Consider the following 17178-nt stretch of genomic DNA (forward strand, 5'->3'; position numbering starts at 1 on the left):
CCCACGCCAATGACACAGCATAATATCATTTTATATATCGAATACATCGGCATTGCCTCAGCCTCTTTGAGCGGATTTTTATTCGCGGTTAAAAGGGATTGCGACTGGCTAGGGATTTTTTTGGCTGCGTTTTTGACCGCCCTTGGCGGCGGGATTGTGCGCGATATCACGGTGGGCAGACCGCTGTATTCCTTCACGCACTATATGCCAGTAATCATCGTCATTGCGGTGCTTATCGCCTCGCATATTTTCGCAGCCCAGACCAAAAAACTGCAAGGCAGATTTATATTTATTTTCTCCGACGCAATCGATGTGATTTGCTTCTCGATTGTCGGAGCTATGGTTTCGATCGAGTATGGATTAAATGTTTTTGGGGCGATACTTATCGCCTTTTTTAATGGCGTTGGTGGCGGAATTTTGCGCGATGTGCTATTAAACGAGGTGCCGTGGTTTTTGCGCACGGGACTTTATGGGACGATAAGTATGGGTGTCGGGCTGGTTTATTTTATCTTAGACTGGCTTGACTTGGCGAATATCTACACGATTTTGGCACTATTTTTCGCTGGGATTGTGGTTAGGATGTTTGCGTATTATAGGGGTTGGCATTTGCCAAAGGTGGAGTATAACAAATGAAGTATTTAATGAGTAATTTTTCTAGGGTCGATGTCGCTTTTACTAGGGGTAAAGGCGCGAAGCTATGGGATAGCAACGGCGAGAAATACATTGATTTCGCCGCAGGTATCGGAGTGTGTAGCCTAGGGCATGCAAGCCCTGTGGTGATAGAGGCCATAAACACGCAAAGCGCGATGATAATCCATAGCTCGAACATTTATAGAGTCTTGCCACAAGAGGTGCTAGCCAAAAAAATCAGCAATCTTTTGGGCTATCAAACATACGCTGTGTTTTGCAACTCTGGGGCAGAGGCGAACGAAGCAGCCATAAAAATGGCGCGCAAATACGGCACAACCAAATTTGAGAGCAAAAAATATGAAATTTTGACTTTGAAAAATTCCTTCCACGGGCGCACAATGGCTACTTTGAGTGCCACAGGACAGGATAAATTTCACCCTGAAATTTTCGCTCCATACATTGAGGGATTTAAATTTTACGACGGAATCGATGAAATCATCGCAAATATCAGCGATAAAACAGTCGCTGTGATGATAGAACTAATCCAGGGCGAGGGCGGAATTTGCCCGCTGAATAAAAAATCAGTCCAAAAACTAGCCAAAATTTTAAAAGAAAAAAACCTACTTCTAATCACCGACGAGGTCCAATGTGGCGTCTATCGCTCGGGCGAGTTTGTCGCAAGCAAGCTCTATGGCATAGAGCCTGACATTATTACCTTTGCCAAAGGGCTAGCAGGTGGCGTGCCAATCGGTGCGTGCGTGGCTAGGGAAAATATCTTTGCCCCTGGCGAGCATGGAAGCACATTTGGTGGCAACCACCTAGCCACATCGACCGCAAACGCCGTTTTGCGCGAGCTCGAATACCTTTACGAAAGTGGCGAGCTCAAAAAAACTACCGATGAATTTGTAGAAAATTTAGAAAAAATCGTCAAGGATTTCCCAAATTTCTTCGAATCTCGCACAGGGCTTGGACTAATGCAAGGCTTGGTTTTAAAAGACAGCACATATCTAAGCATACTCTTTGCCGAGTGCCTAAGAAACGGACTTTTGGTGCTAAAATCAGGTAGCAAAACGCTAAGATTTTTACCGCCATTAAACATAAAGAAAAAAGAGATAAAAGCAGGATTTGAAATTTTGCGCAAGACTCTTGAAGAGCTTCAAGATTGAAATTTAGCGATTTTTTCGAAGCATGGCTAAATGATAGCTACTACGCAAATGGCGTTAAAATCGGCAAAGAGGGCGATTTTTACACCGCTGTTAGCGTGGGAAGCTTTTTTGGGATTTGCTTGGGGCGCGAAATTTTGCGCCTTAGTGCGAATTTTGCTGGCAAAATTTCACTCGTCGAAATCGGCGCAAACGAGGGATTTTTGCTCGCCGATATAGCGCAAGCGCTTTTTACTTTCAACCCAAATTCTTTGGCGAAATTTGAGTTTGTCATCATCGAGCCACACCAGAGGCTGCGCCAAATCCAAAGCGAAAATTTCGCTAAAAAATTTGGCGATGAAATCACGCTAAAACACCTCTCTTCGCTAAAAGAGGCGAAATTTAGCGAGGCGATTTTTATCGCAAACGAGCTTTTTGACACCTTCAAATGCGAGGTTGTCCAAGATGGCAAAATGCTTTATATCGAGGATTTTAAACAAATTTGGCTCGAAATTTGCGATAATGAAATTTTAAAATTTAGCGCTGGGGGCGCAGAAATTCCGCTTGGATATGAGGAATTTGCTAGTAGCATTAATGCGCAAAAATTCACCTTTTTGGCATTTGATTATGGCAAAATGGGTGCAAGCAGGGAAATTTCGCTTAGAATTTACAAAAATCACCAAGTCTATAATTTTTTTGAAATTCAAAATTTAGCCGAATTTTACGGGGTAAGCGACATTACTTACAATGTAGATTTTGAAATTTTAGCGCGAGCTTTTGAGAATACTGGCGCGAAAATTGGCAGATTTATGAGTTTTGAAAAGGCCTTAATCGAATTTGGCGCGACACAAATTTTGGAGCAATTTGCGCAAAATTTGGGTCAAAACGGCTATCAAAACGCCCTAGCCCAGTTTAACCACCTGCGCCACGAATTTGGCGAAAAGTTCAAATTTATCGAGTTTTTAAAAGGATTTTAATGAGAGTTTTTATCGATTGCGAATGCGAGATTATGCAAAAAAGCCTCGAAATGTTTTTGGCAAATTTTGCCGTGCAAAATTTAGGCGAGGCCGATTTTGTCGTGACAGACACTGCCAGAGCAAGTGCCAAACCCCTCTTTATCATCGCCAAAAACGGCGATTTAGAATTGCCGTTTAGCAAAGAACAGCTTGTTTTGGCGCTTAAAAATTTTAGCGCAAGCGAGATCGTGCAAGCTAGCTATAATAAATTTGAGTTTTCACAAAATTTGGATTTAGAAGCGCAAATCGGCGCAGTATTTGATGAGTTTAAGGCGCGAATTTTAGAAATTTTAAGGAAACAAAGTGGCGAAATTTAGAGGCAAAATTTCAAGCGGAATTTACAAAGGAAAAAGCTTGGAACTCCCAAGCCTAGGCACTACGCGCAGCACGAAATCAATCGTAAAGGGCTCGTTTTTCGACTCATTTAGGTATGAATTAGAGGGTAGCTGCTTTATCGAGGGCTTTGGCGGAAGCGGCGGCATGGCGCTCGAAGCCCTTAGCAACGGCGCAAAAGAGGTTTTTGCTATCGAAAAAGATCGCAAAGCTTACGAAATCACAAGGCGCAACTTCGCCCTTTTTGGCGTGGAAAAAAATGCCCTAAATGGCGATTGTTTCGCACTTTTGCCACAAATTTTGGCGAATTTAGACAACGAAAAAATTTTCATCTACCTTGATCCGCCATTTGATATCAGAGATGGTTTTGCTGGAATTTACGAGCGCGTAGTGGGCTTAATCTGCGAAATTTGCGAGTGCGAGAGGGTGAAATTTGTGATAATCGAGCATGCAAGCGAGGTGAAATTTGAGGCAAATATCGCCAAATTTAGCCTTTTAAAATCCAAAAAATTTGGCGCTACAACGCTATCTTGCTATGCAAAATAAAATTTCAAAAAACCTTAGCAGTGCCGAAATGAAGGCACTTTTGGAGTATTATTCGGCGCGTAGCAATACTGATGAAAATCTTTTTAGCGCCCCAGATCCCTTGCAAGTGCTAAAACCTCTCGCTCACACCCCGCACGCGCCCGTAATCGCGCTAATTTGCGCACTTTTTGCCTATGGAAACGCAGGGCAGATAATCAAATTTTTAAATTCGCTAAATTTTGATTTGCTTGGAAGCGATGAAAAGACGATAAAATCAGCTTTGCAAGGCAAAAAATACCGCTTTCAAAGCGAGCAAGATGTGGCGGAGATTTTTCTCACGCTTCGCAGACTTTGCGAATGCGATATAGAAAAAATCATCTTAAATGGTATGAAAAATGGCGAAATCATAAACGGCATAAATGCGCTCATAGCCCAAATTTACGAGCTTTCAGAGTATCGCTCGGCTGGATATGAGTTTTTTTTCGGCAAAAATTTCACCACTAAGCCGACCTCGCCATACAAACGCTACAATCTGTTTTTGCGCTGGATGGTGCGCAAAAGCGATATAGATTTGGGGCTATTTTCGCGCATAAGTTCGTCCAAACTACTCATACCGCTAGATACTCACACGCACAAGGTCTCGCTAGCCTTGGGCTTAATAGATAGAAAGGTTTATGATTTTCGCGCTGTTAGCGCTCTTAGCGCAAAACTGCGTGAGTTCGACCCGCACGATCCGATAAAATATGATTTTGCGCTGTATAGACTAGGACAAAGCAGAGAAATTGAGGAATTAATAAAAAATTTGAAGTGAAATTTAGCCCATTTTTGGGCTAAATTTAGATTTCTACGACTATTTTTCTGGCGTTTTCATCGACATAGATTGCGAAAATTTCGTGTTTTTTCTCGCCCACGACTTCCACTTCACAACCCCTAAGCTCGGGGCTTTCTAGCAAAATTCTAGCGATTGTATCATTTAACTCTTCTAGCGTCATTTTTAATCCTTATTTATCTTTGAAAAATCGCGCGATCTTGGCTTGGAGTTTAAACCACTCTTTTAGCTCCATTATCGGGTGGCCGGCGAAATTTTTACCAGCTGGCAGGTCTTTGCTAATCCCGCCTCTGGCTGCGACTTGGACGAAATCCCCTACTCTGACATGTCCGCCACTGCCTGCTTGACCGCCAAGGACGACATTTCTACCAAGTATAGTTGATCCTGCAAGTCCCACTTGTGAGACGATTAGGCAGTTTTGACCTAGCTCACAGTTGTGTCCGATTTGGACTAGATTGTCGATTTTGGTGCAAGATGAAATTATCGTAGAGCCAAAAACCGCCCTATCTATCGTGGTATTCGCACCGATTTCGACCTCATCTTCGAGCACGACATTTCCATTGTGATAAATTTTAACATGCGTGCCGTCGCTTCTGTGCGCGTAGCCAAAGCCGTCCGAGCCGATAACTGCGTTTGCTAGGATATGGCAGCGAGCCCCTATAATCGTGTCATTGTAAATCACGACCCCTGGGTGTATCACACAATCATCGCCGATAACGACATCATCGCCGATATACGCACCAGCGCAGACTACGACTCTCTCGCCGATTTGGGTATTTGAGCCGATATAAACGCCCTTTGCAATTTGCGCACTTTTAGCTATCGCGCTTGGGCGAGCTTCCCTAATAAGCGGTTTTGCGAAATATTTGCTTAGTATCGCAAAGGCTAGGTGTGGATTTACACACTCGACTTTGATTATGTTTTTTGGAACCTCGACGCCCTTTTTCACCAAAACCGCGCACGCCTTGCTATCTGCGATAAATTTTTCATTTTTTTCGCTATCACAGTAGCTAAGTTCGCTTCCGCTTGCATTTTGCAGTGAATTTATCGCTGTAATTTCGGCATCTTCGATCCCCAAACTCGCAAAATCCATCCTTAAAATTTTAACAATTTCAGAAAGTTTCATATATTCTCCTACATATCAAGTGCGACGCTACCGCTTCTGACGATATCGATTGGGTTGTATTTTTTCACGGTCTTTAAAAAACTCTCGATTCTATCAGCATCATCGCACGCCATAAGCACGATATGGTTTTCGTCGCTGTTTGCGATAGAGCCGTTATACGCTTTTAGCAAAGCGTCAAGTCCGGCTAAATTTTCATTTAATGCGATTTTGATTAAAACCATTTCTTTTTCGACAAAATTTGCTTCCTCGATTACTTTATAAATCGGAATTAGCTTGTGAAGTTGCTTCGTAATCTGCTCGATAATGCGCTCATCGCCCAAGGTTACAATCGTAAGCCTAGATAAATTTGTATTTGGGATAGGTGCGACGGTTAGGGAGTTGATATTATATCCACGCCCTGCAAAAAGCCCAGAAATACGAGAAAGCACGCCGTGTTCGTCCAAAACTATGACTGAAATAATTCTTTTTATACTATTCATAATCAAATCCTATTCAAATATCATATTATATAGCGCGCCACCTGCTGGCACCATTGGGAAAACATTTTCGAAGCGATCGACTTTAACCTCGATGAAACAAACCTTATTGCTTTCAAGCGCAGTTTTTAGCGCGCTTTCAAACTCAGCTTTTGTGCTAACGCTAAATCCAAGCCCGCCAAAGCTCTCTACAAGTTTTACGAAATCTGGCTGTTTGCTAAGATCTGTCGATGAAAATCTCGCACCATAAAACATACTTTGCCACTGTCTAACCATACCCAAAAAATTATTATTAAGTATGATATTTACTACACCAAGATTATTTTCACTAAGCGTCATTAGCTCTTGGATATTCATCAAAATTGAGCCATCGCCTGTGAAATTTATAACCTGCCTTTTCTCGCCAGCGTAAGCTTTCGCTCCCATTGCAGCAGGCAAGCCATATCCCATAGTGCCAAGCCCACCGCTTGTAAGAAGCGTGCGAGGGCGGTTAAATGGATAAAACTGCGCTACCCACATTTGGTGCTGTCCGACATCTGTAACGATGATAGCGTCATCACTTGCGATCTCGCCAGTTTTTTCCACTACCCATTGTGGTTTTAAAACCTCATCGCTATCTGTGTATTTTAGCGGGTGAATTTCTTTATAAATTTTGATTTGTTCGCGCCATTTGGCGTAGTTTGCAGGCTCTGCTTCGTCCTTTAATCTAGGATTTAGCTCTGCTAAGACAGATTTTACATCGCCTACGATTGGGAAATGTGCATTTACGATTTTTGAAATCGAGCTTGGGTCGATATCGACATGGATAATTTTTGCGTTTTTAGCGAATTCTTCGAGTTTTCCAGTTACTCTATCATCAAATCTCGCTCCAAGGCAGATTATAAGGTCAGTTTCGCTAAGCGCCATATTGGCTGCGTAGCTTCCATGCATACCCACTAAGCCCAAATTTAACTCATCATCGCTTCTCATCGCGCCAAGTGCCATTAAGGTTTCTACTACTGGGATTTGCGTGATATGTGCTAGCTGTCTTACTTCCTCGCTAGCCTCGCTTAAAATCACGCCACCGCCGATATAAATTATCGGGCGTTTGGCCGCCATTATTAGCTCTGCTACTTTTTTTATCTGTTTTGCGTTGCCTTTGTAAGTCGGGCGATATGTTTGCATTTTTATCTCATCTGGATAGATAAACTCGCCAAGTTTAGCCGTAACATCCTTTGGCACATCGATATGCACAGGACCTGGTCTGCCAGAGCGCGCGATATAAAATGCTTGTTTTAGCACCATTGGAAGCTCTTCAACGGTTTTTACTAGGAAATTGTGTTTGACACATGGTCTTGAAATTCCAACCGCATCAATCTCTTGAAATGCGTCAGTTCCGATAAGCGAACCAGCAACCTGTCCGCTAATTAGCACGATTGGGATAGAATCTGCATACGCAGTAGCAAGGCCTGTGATTGCATTTGTAAAACCAGGACCGCTTGTTACGATAGCTACGCCGACCTTTCCGCTAGCACGCGCGTATCCGTCAGCCGCCATAGCCGCAGCTTGCTCGTGGCGCACCAGGATATGTTTGAAATATGTTTGTTTGTATGTTTCATCATATATGTTTAGCGCAGCGCCACCAGGATATCCAAATACTACCTCAACGCCCTCTTGATGAAGCGCCTCGATAATCATCTGCGAACCGTTTAATTTCTCCATGTTCAATCCTAATTATGAAATGACTGGATATTTTATTATTTTTTAGATTAAATTCTAAGAATTTTTTAAAGAATTTGATTAAATTTTATATTTTTGTAAGAAATTTGATTAATTTAAGGCAAAATTTAAAAAGGCTTGCGAACGCGCGCAAGCCTAAATTTGGTTAAAATGATTTTTTCGTAAGGATATGTATCAAAAAACTAATCACAAAAGCCACTACGCTAGGCACAATCCAACCAAGCATAGCATCATAAAATGGAAAGCTACTAACCCAATTAGTAATACCTGGAATTTTGATTTTTAAGACATCTAGTCCATTTACGATACCCACAGCGAAGCTCGCATACACGCAAGCCCTATAAACTAACTTGCTTGTATCGATTAGCGGATCGATTAGCGATAAAATTATAAGCATAATCGCAGCTGGATAAATCGCGATTAGCACAGGGATACTCGCGCTAATAATCGTTGTAAGTCCAAAATTTGCCACGCCAAATGATACGAGGCAAAGTATCACAACCCACGCTTTGTATGGAATTTTGCCTTTGACCAAATTTTCAAAATACTGGCTACATGAGCTAATCAAACCCAAAGTCGTAGTAAGGCAGGCTAGGAAAAATGCAAGCCCTAGCAAGGCTGTACCGACACTGCCAAAAAGATAGTGGCTGATTTTGCTAAGGTATTGTGCGCCATTTGTTACATCAGGGAAAAGGCTAGCCGCACTCGCACCAAGATATGAAATCATCAGATAAATCACGGCTAAAAGTGCGCCCGCAAACATACCTGCTTTTATCATAGATACGACGATATGTCCCTCATCACTAACACCGCGCGCTCTCATCGCATTTGCGATAATGATACCAAAGGCTAGTGAAGCCAAAGCGTCCATAGTCTGGTATCCATCGACGAAACCACTTGCGACTGCGTGATCTCTATACGCTTCGTTTGGAGCGACGAATTCGCCCATAGGGGTAAAAAACGACGATACGAAAAGCCCCAAAATCAAAATCAAAAGCACAGGTGTAAGGTAGCGTCCGAGCAAATCAACGAGTTTTGATGGATTTAAGCACAAAACAAAATTTAGCGCAAAATACGCAGCTGAATAGATCAAAAGCCACATCTGCACCGATGTTTCGGCGACATTTTCGCGCACGACGATATCAAATGGCATATTTGCAGCACGCGGTATCGCAAAAAGCGGTCCGATAGTCAGATACAATGCGACTGTAAAAATCAGCGCAAACACAGGATCTACGCGCTCGACTAAATTTGCCAAGCCCTTTGATTTAGCCACGGCTGCGACGCCAAGGACTGGAATCAAAATCGCGGCACAGCAAAAAAACATAATTCCCACGAAAAAGTTATCGCCTGCGTTTTTGCCCACAATCGGCGGAAAAATGAAGTTTCCAGCACCAAAATACATAGCAAAAAGCATTAAAGCAATGGTAAAAAACTCTTTTTTAGTAAGCTTTCTGTCCATGAAATCTCCTTATCAAAAATTTAACCGTTCATTTTCTCATTATTTAATTTAAATTTCATTTAAATTTTATTTTTACTAAAAATTTAAGGCAAAAATTTTTGCTATAATCGCGCGAAATTTAATAAATTTATCAAGGTAAAACAAAATGGCAAAATCAAAATCAACACTTTTCGAGTGCCAACACTGCGGAAATCAACAATCCAGATGGCTTGGCAAATGCCCTGATTGTGGCGCATGGGATAGTTTCGTGGAGCTTAAAGCCGAGCAGATTAAAACCCTAAAAGAGATAGAAAAATTAGAGCAAAAAAGAGGCGCGAGTGGCGCAAAAGCAATAGATGAAATCCAAATCGAAGATGTCGTGCGCATAGACACCAAAGACGCTGAGTTAAATTTGGTTTTAGGTGGCGGGCTTGTAGAGGGCTCACTCGTGCTAATTGGCGGAAGTCCAGGGATTGGCAAATCCACGCTTTTGCTCAAAATCGCTGCAAATTTAGCCAGCCCAAATTCGCCCGCACTCTATGTCAGTGGCGAAGAAAGTGCCAGCCAAATCAAAATGCGAGCCGACCGCCTAGGCGCAATCAACAAAAATTTATTCTTGCTAACTGAGATAAATTTAAACACGATTTTAGATGAAATTTCAAGCAAAAATTACAAAAGTGTCGTCATTGATAGTATCCAGACCCTTTATAGCGACAAAATTTCATCAGCCCCAGGCTCCGTGACGCAGGTGCGCGAGATCACTTTTGAGCTAATGCGACTTGCAAAAGAGCGCGGAATTAGCATTTTTATCATCGGGCATATCACCAAAGAAGGCTCGATCGCAGGGCCTAGGATTTTAGAACACATGGTCGATGTGGTGCTGTATTTCGAGGGGGACGCGAGCAAGGAACTTCGAATTTTGCGTGGTTTTAAAAATCGTTTTGGTTCTACTAGCGAGGTTGGGATTTTTGAAATGAGCGAAAAAGGGCTAATTAGCGCAAAGGATGTCGCAAGTAAATTTTTCACTCGCACCAAACCTGCCTCAGGCTCAGCAATCACCGTGACTATGGAAGGCTCACGCGCCCTTGTTGTCGAAATCCAAGCCCTAGTTTGCGAAAGCTCGTATCCCAAACGCTCTGCCACAGGATATGATAAAAACCGCCTCGATATGCTTTTAGCGCTTTTGGATAGGAAGCTTGAAATTGGTCTTGGCGGATACGATGTCTTCGTAAATGTCATCGGCGGGGTCAAAATCACCGAAACCGCCTGCGATTTAGCCGTGGTCGCTGCAATCGTAAGTAGCTTTAAAAACCGCCCGCTTAGCAAAGAGAGCGCATTTATTGGCGAAGTTAGCCTAAATGGCGAAATTCGCGAAATTTTCAACCTTGATGCGCGCATAAAAGAGGCTAGTTTGCAAAAATTTAAAAACATAATCTCGCCGATGAAACCGCAAAATTCGCTAGGGCTTAAAATTTTTCACGCCACGGAAATTTCGCAAATCCTTGATTGGATGTAAAAAAATGCTATAATCGCGCGAAATTCTTGGACGGACAAATTCAATGGAAAAATGCGATCACTGCCACGGCTCGTTTGAGAGCGCGGAGCTTTTTAGCGATGAGGCGGGGCATAAGTTTTGCTGTAATGGGTGCAAAAATGTCTATTATCTTTTGCAGGGGCAAAATTTGGGCGAATTTTACGAGCGCCTTGGCAAAAATACTCTGCGCCCAGCCAAACAAAATGCCCAAATTCAGGGACCAGCTAGCAGTATTTACAAAAACTATGTCACCAAAGATAAAGACGGATTTAACCAAATTTCGCTTTTAATCGACGGAATTCACTGCTCGGCGTGCGTCTGGCTAAACGAAAAAATCCTAAATAACGCCACCGGCATAATCGAAGTAAGCCTAAACGCAGCCTCGCACAAAGCGCGCATTGTCTGGGACGAAGAGCAAATATCCTTAGCCGAAATTTTAAATTTAATCCGCTCGATTGGATACGATGCCTACCCTTATGACACAAACACCCAAAACGCCAAAGACACGGCAAAACGCAGGGAATTTTACGCTAGGCTTTTGGTTGGAATTTTTTGCGTTATGAATATAATGTGGATCTCAATCGCGCTGTATGGCGGGTATTTCACGGGGATCGAGCAGGGCACGAAGGATATTTTGCACTTTGCTGAGTTTATCCTAGCTACGCCTGTGCTTTTTTATACTGGCGCGGTATTTTTTAAGAGTGCATTTTATGCGCTCAAAACTCGCACCCCAAATATGGACTTGCTCGTTGGGCTTGGGGCTTTGGTAATTTATATTTATTCGCTTTATGTTATGTTTTCGCGCAATGGCGAGGTCTATTTCGAATCCGTAGCGATGATAATCACCTTTGTTTTTGCTGGAAAATATCTGCAAATTTTAAGCCAAAAAAGGGCTGGCGAAAATTTAAGCTCGCTTTCAAATATGCTTCTTGGCGAGGTTTGCACGCTAAGACCAGACGGAAGCTATGCCAATAAATCCCCAAACGAGGTGCAAATCGGCGATGAAATTCTCATAAACCAAGGCGATCGCGTCCTAATCGACGGAGTGGTAAGCAGTGGAGAGGGAAGTTTCGATTATTCGGGCATTTCGGGCGAGAGTATCCCAGTATCGCTAAGCAAAAACGATGAAATCAAATCAGGCTCACTCTGCCTATCTGGCTCGTTAAAATACCGCGCAAATGCCGATTTTAAGGGCTCATTGCTAAGCAAAATCGTCGAGCTTTTAGAAAACGCAAATCTAAAAAAACCAAAATTTGAAATTTTGGCTAATAAAATTTCAGGCTATTTTTCGATTTTTGTCATAGCCGTGGCGTTTGTGGCGTTTGTGTTTTGGTATGCCAAAGCAGGCTTTGCAAGCGCGCTACTAATCAGCGTTAGCGTCATCATCATCGCCTGCCCTTGCGCCCTAGCCCTTGCCACGCCGATTGCGACGCTGTGCGCGATCTCTGTGGCACTAAGGCATGGCATAATCTTCAAAGAGGCCAAAATGCTAGAAATCCTATCCGAAGCCGATACTATCGTCTTTGACAAAACAGGCACACTCACAAGCTCTGCGCTAATCGTCAAAAAAAGCGAAATTTCGCCTAGTTGCGATATCGGCGCGCTAAAAGGGCTTTTGCAAAGCTCAAATCACCCTATTTCCGAGGCTGTGCTTGAATTTTTAAATTCGGGCGAATTTGCAAAATTTGCGCCTGCGAATTTAGAAAATATCACAAACCACCCAGCCAAGGGTCTTAGCGCGAAATTTGGCGAAAATGAAATTTATGGCGGAAGCGCGAAATTTATGTGCGAGCTTGGCGCAAATGTCGCTAGCGGGGATTTAAGCGAGTATTTTTTCATGCAAAATAGGCAAATTTTAGCCAAATTTTGGCTTCTTGCGCCACTTAAAAATGATAGCAAAGAGGCCATAAAAACGCTACAAAATTTAGGTTACGAGCTTCATATCATCAGCGGCGATCACCAAAACGCCGTCAGTGCGATAGCGCGTGAGCTAGAAATAGTGAAATTTGGCGCGCAAATTTTGCCAGACGAAAAGGCTAGCTATATCCAAAACCTCGCTAAAATGGGCAAAAAAGTGGTAATGGTAGGCGATGGTATAAACGACGCGGCCGCGCTTAGCCTTGCTCACGCTGGGATTTGCCTAGGAAGTGGCGCGAATCTTAGCGTGCAAAAAAGCGATGTCGTGCTTATCAAAGACGATATGACGAGCCTAGTGCGCGCCATGCGTATCGCGCGCAAAACAGACAGTAAAATCCGCCAAAATATCGCTATTTCGCTACTTTATAACCTAATCACGATTCCGCTTGCGTTTTTGGGATACGCAATCCCGCTGTTTGCGGCACTCTCAATGAGCCTAAGCTCGGTAATCGTGGTCGCAAACTCAATGCTTTTAAGAAGGATAAAACTATGAGTAACGCCGTGCTAATGACTATGGTTACGATTTCGCTAATACTTGGATTTTGCGTGTTAGGCGGGCTTTTGTGGGCGCTGAAAAATCATCAATTCGATGATTATTCTAAATTTCTTGGCGGGACGGAATTCGACGGCGAGGACGCACTCAACGAAGCTGTGAAAATGGAAGAAAAACGCAAAGAGGCGTTAAGGCGAAAAAAAGAAAATTTGGATAGTTGAAATTTAGAGTAAAATTCCACTTAAATTTCGCGGAAATACTGCTCTGAAATTTTGCAAAAATACTGCGCCGAAATTTTGCAAAAATACTGCGCCGAAATTTCTTACTCGTAGATTGCCACGAATTTTGCTAACGCAAAATTCTCGCAATGACAATGGCGAGCAAATTTGTTAAATCTGTCATTGCGAGGCGTGAAACGCCGAAGCAATCTACGAGCATAAAATTTAAGGCATGTAAATTTGCTGTCATTGCGAGGCGATTTATCGCCGAAGCAATCCAGTAAAATTTAAAGTGACTGCAAATTCTAAAAACAGCTTCACTGTTGCTGGATTGCTTCACTTCGTTCGCAATGACTAAATATTTATAAAAGGATTAAAATTGGAAAATTTGGAGAATTGGAATAAAAATGTTAGAAATAAAAATTCAAATACAAATTCAACTCAAAGAGATTACGACAAAGAGCCGATAATTATTAAAGATTATCATCAAATTTTTAATGGAGTATTGTTTGAAAATTCGGCTTTATTATCTTTTATTGCTTGTTTAAATATATATATTTTTGTTTATGGATATATTACATATAAGCCAGATGATGAAATAATTTCAAAAATTAGTGAATACATAGGCGTAATAAACATTATTTTATTTTTACTTGTATTATTTGGCTTTTCGATTGGATATTATATTTTTTCGATACGCAGAAAAGCAGAAATTCATTTTACAAACAAATTTATTCAATTTTACGAATTTGAGAAATTACAATATTCATCTGCAAATGCGAATTTGAGAGATATTATTTGTAAGCCATTTTGGTGTAGCGATAGAGAAAATGTTAAATTTGGCATTACAATTTATTTTATGATTACGCTTGTTGCTTTTAAATTTATTGGCTTATTTTTTATATTTTTGTGTTTTTTAACAAATATATTTTTGAAAGTATGTTTTTATTTAATTATCAAAAAAAGCTTAAAAGATTTTACGATATTTCCAGTAATTATAATTGATGAACCACAAAGAAATGGTTGGGCTTACAATATAAATGTTTTGCGTGGCAAATTTTATATGGTGTGTATTTTTGATAAAAAAGATTATTTGGAAATCAAAAAGTGGTTTTTAGATAAGAAAAATATAAACATAGATTATATTCAAAAAAAATATTTTGCATAAAAAATTTAATAAAACTTTATTTTTAAGGAGACACAATGAGTAGAGAAGCAGTTGCTCAAATCGAGCTAGACAAGCTAGAAACAAGGCTACAAATAATAAACATAAACAGTTGGTAAAATTTTGCAAATTTAAACCCAAACTATCAAATTTGAGTTTAAATTTAAGAATTTAATAAATTCGGTATTTTAAAATACTGACCGAAATTAAATTTACATAAAATGTCATTGCGAGAAAACGAAGTTTTCGAAGCAATCCAGAGAAATTTAAATTCAAAATTCAACCTAAATTTAGCATTGAACGATTTTTTTGAATTTTATGCGAAATTTTGCTTTCTTGTAAGGGGGAAAGGAGCCCCAATTACTCTGCTTTGCTTCGCTCGCAATGACACAAAATTTGTGTTTTGGTGATTTTTGCTCGTAGATTGCCACGAATTTTGCTGACGCAAAATTCTCGCAATGACAGATTAAGCAAAATTTGCCAAATTTAAACAAATTCCTAAATTTCGCCACTTCCCTTATACATACAATGCTCGAAGATAAATTTATGCTCCTGTGGCAGTGCTTCATAAATCGCATTTGCCAACGCACGGATTTCCCACAATGCCGATTTTGACGAACGCAATGACAAGAAATTTTGCAGACTTCTAGCATTTATACTCCACGATAGCTCGGTTTTATAGCACTCTGGCAGGCAGTATTTTGCGATATCTAGGCTAGTGTTTGCGCCTAAAATTTCCCTTAGATTATTTAGAGCTTTTATGCTTGCGCTATCGACAGCGTCGTTGCCTGTTAGCACGATGTATTTTGCGGCGCTATCGCTTGTGATTTCAGGCTCATTTCTTAGCTCTTTTAGCGTGTAGCGGGTGGATTTCACGCTCAGACTTGCCATGCGATGCCTCGCTAACTCTTGCAAAAGCGCGCGCGAGATGCCCTTGATATAAAAATTATAAAAAATGTGTTCGAGCGTAGATGAGTGCTTCATTTCATTTCCTACGCGGTTGATTAGTGCTAAGTCCTTTTCGCCGCCGTTATCGCCCCGCTCGAAGCTTTGCCAACAAGTTCTTATGGCGTTCGAACATACCCAAAGTGGCGTGAAATTCAAAAGTTTTACTTCCATAAATTTTCCTTGATTAAATTTTATAACGCGTGATTTTAGCCAAAATTTGCAAATATATTCAAATTTAAAAGGCTTAATGTAAGCTAAATTTTGTTAAAATTGGCAAATTTTTTACCAAAAGGAAAAGCATGAACGACAAATTCACACGCATTGGTTTTATCTTGGCGGTCGCAGGCTCAGCCGTGGGACTTGGAAACGCTTGGAAATTCCCCACACTCGTAGGTCAAAACGGCGGTAGCGCATTTATTTTGCTCTATCTTTTGCTCACATTTTTGGTAAGTTTTGTCATTTTTATCGGCGAAATCACCATTGGTCGCCTTGGCGAGAGCGATCCAGTCGATAGCTACCGAAGACTTGCCCCTAGCAACAAAGAGCTTTGGAGCAAGGCTGGATTTTTGATGATTACTGCGCTTTTGATTTACTCATTTTACAGCGTCGTAATGGGCTGGATCTTGAAATACACAGCCACATCGATTTTCTCACTACCTCAAAATTTAGACGATAGCGGTGCGATGTTTAACGCTTTGATTTCGAATTCACCGCTTGTAGCGATTATCTGCTTTACGATAATGTCGCTTGTGTGCTTTTTGATCGTCTCAAAGGGTATCAAAAACGGAATTGAGAGATTAAATATCTGGATGATGCCTAGCCTTTTTATCCTGCTTGTGCTTATGGTTTTGTATTCGGCTAGCTTCGACGGATTCGCACAAAGCGCAAAATTCTTGCTTTTGCCTGATTTTAGCGCGCTAAATTCACAAAGCGTGCTTGACGCGCTAGGATTAGCGTTTTTCACACTTAGCCTTGGCGTAACTACGATTTTGACATACGCTGCAAGCCTGCCAGAGCGCACCAATATCCTAACTTCGAGCATTAATATCGTTTTAATCAATGTAATGATTGGCGTTATGATGGGGCTTGTTGTTTTCACATTTATTTTCGAATTTAACGGCGATCCAGCCCAATCAGGTCCTGGGTTGATTTTCGTCTCCCTTGCCGTGCTATTTAGCAAACTTGGCTTTATTGGGCATATTTTGGCGTTTGCGTTTTTCTTAACCCTACTTTTCGCCGCCATTACCTCAGCGATTTCGATGATCGAACCAGCTGTTTATTACCTAGTCAAATCCCGCGCATTTTCTCGCGCGAAAGCTTGCGTGGCGGTTTTTGTATTTACCTATGTGCTAGGGATTGCCTGCATTTTGGGATACTATGGCGCGACAAGCGAGTATTTCGTCATCGCAGGACAGCCGTTTTTCGACGCACTGGATTATTTGACATCTAAAATTTTAATGCCACTTGGCGGATTAATCATCGTCATTTTCGTAGGATATGTCATCAAAAAAGACGGCGTTTATGCCCTACTTTCGCCATATATGGGAGATTTCGGATTTAAAATTTGGTACTATGTCCTACTTCGCGTGGTATCTCCGCTTGCGATTTTTGTAATCGCGCTAAGAGAGCTTGGAATCGTAAATTTTGGATAGTCAAATTTGAAATT

Annotated in this window: 18 protein-coding genes; 11 read left to right on the forward strand and 7 right to left on the reverse strand. The window is 41.4% G+C overall.

What is annotated here, in order from left to right; all coding sequences use genetic code 11:
• Positions 1 to 9: 9 nt before the first annotated feature.
• The 6 genes from OFO01_RS04680 to OFO01_RS04705 are packed head-to-tail and all read left to right on the forward strand — an operon-like array spanning position 10 to position 4457.
• Complete coding sequence (locus OFO01_RS04680; protein ID WP_270859031.1) at positions 10 to 633, forward strand: trimeric intracellular cation channel family protein; 624 nt, start codon at positions 10 to 12, stop codon at positions 631 to 633.
• Positions 630 to 1796: an aspartate aminotransferase family protein gene (locus OFO01_RS04685; protein ID WP_270859032.1), complete on the forward strand. Its 1167-nt coding sequence runs from the start codon at positions 630 to 632 to the stop codon at positions 1794 to 1796. Before OFO01_RS04680 ends, OFO01_RS04685 begins: the two co-directional genes overlap by 4 nt.
• Complete coding sequence (locus OFO01_RS04690; RefSeq protein WP_270859033.1) at positions 1793 to 2749, forward strand: SAM-dependent methyltransferase; 957 nt, start codon at positions 1793 to 1795, stop codon at positions 2747 to 2749. Before OFO01_RS04685 ends, OFO01_RS04690 begins: the two co-directional genes overlap by 4 nt.
• A complete protein-coding gene (locus OFO01_RS04695) occupies positions 2749 to 3105 on the forward strand; it encodes a hypothetical protein (RefSeq protein ID WP_270859034.1) in 357 nt (118 codons plus the stop codon). Before OFO01_RS04690 ends, OFO01_RS04695 begins: the two co-directional genes overlap by 1 nt.
• A complete protein-coding gene (rsmD, locus tag OFO01_RS04700; protein WP_270859035.1) occupies positions 3092 to 3667 on the forward strand; it encodes a 16S rRNA (guanine(966)-N(2))-methyltransferase RsmD in 576 nt (191 codons plus the stop codon). Before OFO01_RS04695 ends, rsmD begins: the two co-directional genes overlap by 14 nt.
• Entirely contained in the window at positions 3657 to 4457 is an 801-nt protein-coding gene (locus tag OFO01_RS04705; protein WP_270859036.1) for a TIGR02757 family protein, read from the forward strand. Before rsmD ends, OFO01_RS04705 begins: the two co-directional genes overlap by 11 nt.
• A 25-nt stretch (positions 4458 to 4482) precedes the next feature.
• Here OFO01_RS04705 and OFO01_RS04710 read toward each other — a convergent pair whose 3' ends face one another.
• From OFO01_RS04710 to brnQ, 5 genes are all read right to left on the reverse strand, one after another.
• Positions 4483 to 4638, reverse strand: a complete 156-nt coding sequence (locus OFO01_RS04710) for a hypothetical protein (protein WP_270859037.1) — start codon at positions 4636 to 4638, stop codon at positions 4483 to 4485.
• Between the two features lie 9 nt (positions 4639 to 4647).
• A complete protein-coding gene (gene lpxD, locus OFO01_RS04715; protein ID WP_270859038.1) occupies positions 4648 to 5601 on the reverse strand; it encodes a UDP-3-O-(3-hydroxymyristoyl)glucosamine N-acyltransferase in 954 nt (317 codons plus the stop codon).
• An 8-nt stretch (positions 5602 to 5609) separates the two neighbouring features.
• Complete coding sequence (gene ilvN, locus OFO01_RS04720) at positions 5610 to 6080, reverse strand: acetolactate synthase small subunit (protein WP_270859039.1); 471 nt, start codon at positions 6078 to 6080, stop codon at positions 5610 to 5612.
• Positions 6081 to 6089: 9 nt separating this feature from the next.
• Positions 6090 to 7778, reverse strand: coding sequence for an acetolactate synthase large subunit (locus tag OFO01_RS04725; RefSeq protein ID WP_270859040.1), 1689 nt, complete (start codon positions 7776 to 7778; stop codon positions 6090 to 6092).
• 163 nt (positions 7779 to 7941) lie between these two features.
• Positions 7942 to 9258: a branched-chain amino acid transport system II carrier protein gene (brnQ, locus tag OFO01_RS04730; protein ID WP_270859041.1), complete on the reverse strand. Its 1317-nt coding sequence runs from the start codon at positions 9256 to 9258 to the stop codon at positions 7942 to 7944.
• Positions 9259 to 9403: 145 nt separating this feature from the next.
• Between brnQ and radA the strand changes: the two genes are divergently transcribed.
• Genes radA through ccoS form a run of 3 tightly spaced genes read left to right on the forward strand, consistent with a single transcriptional unit; the run spans position 9404 to position 13402 of the window.
• Complete coding sequence (gene radA / locus OFO01_RS04735; RefSeq protein ID WP_270859042.1) at positions 9404 to 10753, forward strand: DNA repair protein RadA; 1350 nt, start codon at positions 9404 to 9406, stop codon at positions 10751 to 10753.
• Between the two features lie 43 nt (positions 10754 to 10796).
• Positions 10797 to 13181 carry a heavy metal translocating P-type ATPase gene (locus OFO01_RS04740; protein WP_270859043.1) on the forward strand — a complete coding sequence of 795 codons (2385 nt, stop codon included), beginning with the start codon at positions 10797 to 10799 and terminating at the stop codon, positions 13179 to 13181.
• Complete coding sequence (gene ccoS, locus OFO01_RS04745; protein ID WP_270859044.1) at positions 13178 to 13402, forward strand: cbb3-type cytochrome oxidase assembly protein CcoS; 225 nt, start codon at positions 13178 to 13180, stop codon at positions 13400 to 13402. Before OFO01_RS04740 ends, ccoS begins: the two co-directional genes overlap by 4 nt.
• Positions 13403 to 13405: 3 nt before the next feature.
• On the opposite strand, the gene OFO01_RS04750 is transcribed toward ccoS, so the two are convergent.
• The gene (locus OFO01_RS04750; protein ID WP_270859045.1) at positions 13406 to 13549 is read right to left on the reverse strand and encodes a hypothetical protein; all 144 of its coding nucleotides are present in this window, start codon (positions 13547 to 13549) and stop codon (positions 13406 to 13408) included.
• Between the two features lie 229 nt (positions 13550 to 13778).
• Between OFO01_RS04750 and OFO01_RS04755 the strand changes: the two genes are divergently transcribed.
• Positions 13779 to 14567 carry a hypothetical protein gene (locus OFO01_RS04755; protein WP_270859046.1) on the forward strand — a complete coding sequence of 263 codons (789 nt, stop codon included), beginning with the start codon at positions 13779 to 13781 and terminating at the stop codon, positions 14565 to 14567.
• Between the two features lie 495 nt (positions 14568 to 15062).
• On the opposite strand, the gene thyX is transcribed toward OFO01_RS04755, so the two are convergent.
• A complete protein-coding gene (gene thyX, locus OFO01_RS04760) occupies positions 15063 to 15683 on the reverse strand; it encodes an FAD-dependent thymidylate synthase (protein ID WP_270859047.1) in 621 nt (206 codons plus the stop codon).
• Between the two features lie 128 nt (positions 15684 to 15811).
• On the opposite strand from thyX, the gene OFO01_RS04765 reads away from it, so the two are divergent.
• The gene (locus tag OFO01_RS04765) at positions 15812 to 17164 is read left to right on the forward strand and encodes a sodium-dependent transporter (protein WP_270859048.1); all 1353 of its coding nucleotides are present in this window, start codon (positions 15812 to 15814) and stop codon (positions 17162 to 17164) included.
• Positions 17165 to 17178 lie beyond the last annotated feature (14 nt).

The sequence above is a fragment of the Campylobacter sp. JMF_01 NE2 genome (assembly GCF_027737365.1).
Lineage (GTDB): Bacteria > Campylobacterota > Campylobacteria > Campylobacterales > Campylobacteraceae > Campylobacter_B.

What these genes read in the sequence shown, in the direction of transcription:
- ilvN (WP_270859039.1), bottom strand. Translation starts at nt 6,080, where the DNA reads ATGAATAGTATAAAAAGAATTATTTCAGTCATAGTTTTGGACGAACAC.
- OFO01_RS04695 (WP_270859034.1), top strand. Translation starts at nt 2,749, where the DNA reads ATGAGAGTTTTTATCGATTGCGAATGCGAGATTATGCAAAAAAGCCTC.
- OFO01_RS04685 (WP_270859032.1), top strand. Translation starts at nt 630, where the DNA reads ATGAAGTATTTAATGAGTAATTTTTCTAGGGTCGATGTCGCTTTTACT.
- radA (WP_270859042.1), top strand. Translation starts at nt 9,404, where the DNA reads ATGGCAAAATCAAAATCAACACTTTTCGAGTGCCAACACTGCGGAAAT.
- OFO01_RS04725 (WP_270859040.1), bottom strand. Translation starts at nt 7,778, where the DNA reads ATGGAGAAATTAAACGGTTCGCAGATGATTATCGAGGCGCTTCATCAA.
- OFO01_RS04710 (WP_270859037.1), bottom strand. Translation starts at nt 4,638, where the DNA reads ATGACGCTAGAAGAGTTAAATGATACAATCGCTAGAATTTTGCTAGAA.
- ccoS (WP_270859044.1), top strand. Translation starts at nt 13,178, where the DNA reads ATGAGTAACGCCGTGCTAATGACTATGGTTACGATTTCGCTAATACTT.
- brnQ (WP_270859041.1), bottom strand. Translation starts at nt 9,258, where the DNA reads ATGGACAGAAAGCTTACTAAAAAAGAGTTTTTTACCATTGCTTTAATG.
- lpxD (WP_270859038.1), bottom strand. Translation starts at nt 5,601, where the DNA reads ATGAAACTTTCTGAAATTGTTAAAATTTTAAGGATGGATTTTGCGAGT.
- OFO01_RS04765 (WP_270859048.1), top strand. Translation starts at nt 15,812, where the DNA reads ATGAACGACAAATTCACACGCATTGGTTTTATCTTGGCGGTCGCAGGC.
- thyX (WP_270859047.1), bottom strand. Translation starts at nt 15,683, where the DNA reads ATGGAAGTAAAACTTTTGAATTTCACGCCACTTTGGGTATGTTCGAAC.
- OFO01_RS04680 (WP_270859031.1), top strand. Translation starts at nt 10, where the DNA reads ATGACACAGCATAATATCATTTTATATATCGAATACATCGGCATTGCC.
- OFO01_RS04740 (WP_270859043.1), top strand. Translation starts at nt 10,797, where the DNA reads ATGGAAAAATGCGATCACTGCCACGGCTCGTTTGAGAGCGCGGAGCTT.
- OFO01_RS04705 (WP_270859036.1), top strand. Translation starts at nt 3,657, where the DNA reads ATGCAAAATAAAATTTCAAAAAACCTTAGCAGTGCCGAAATGAAGGCA.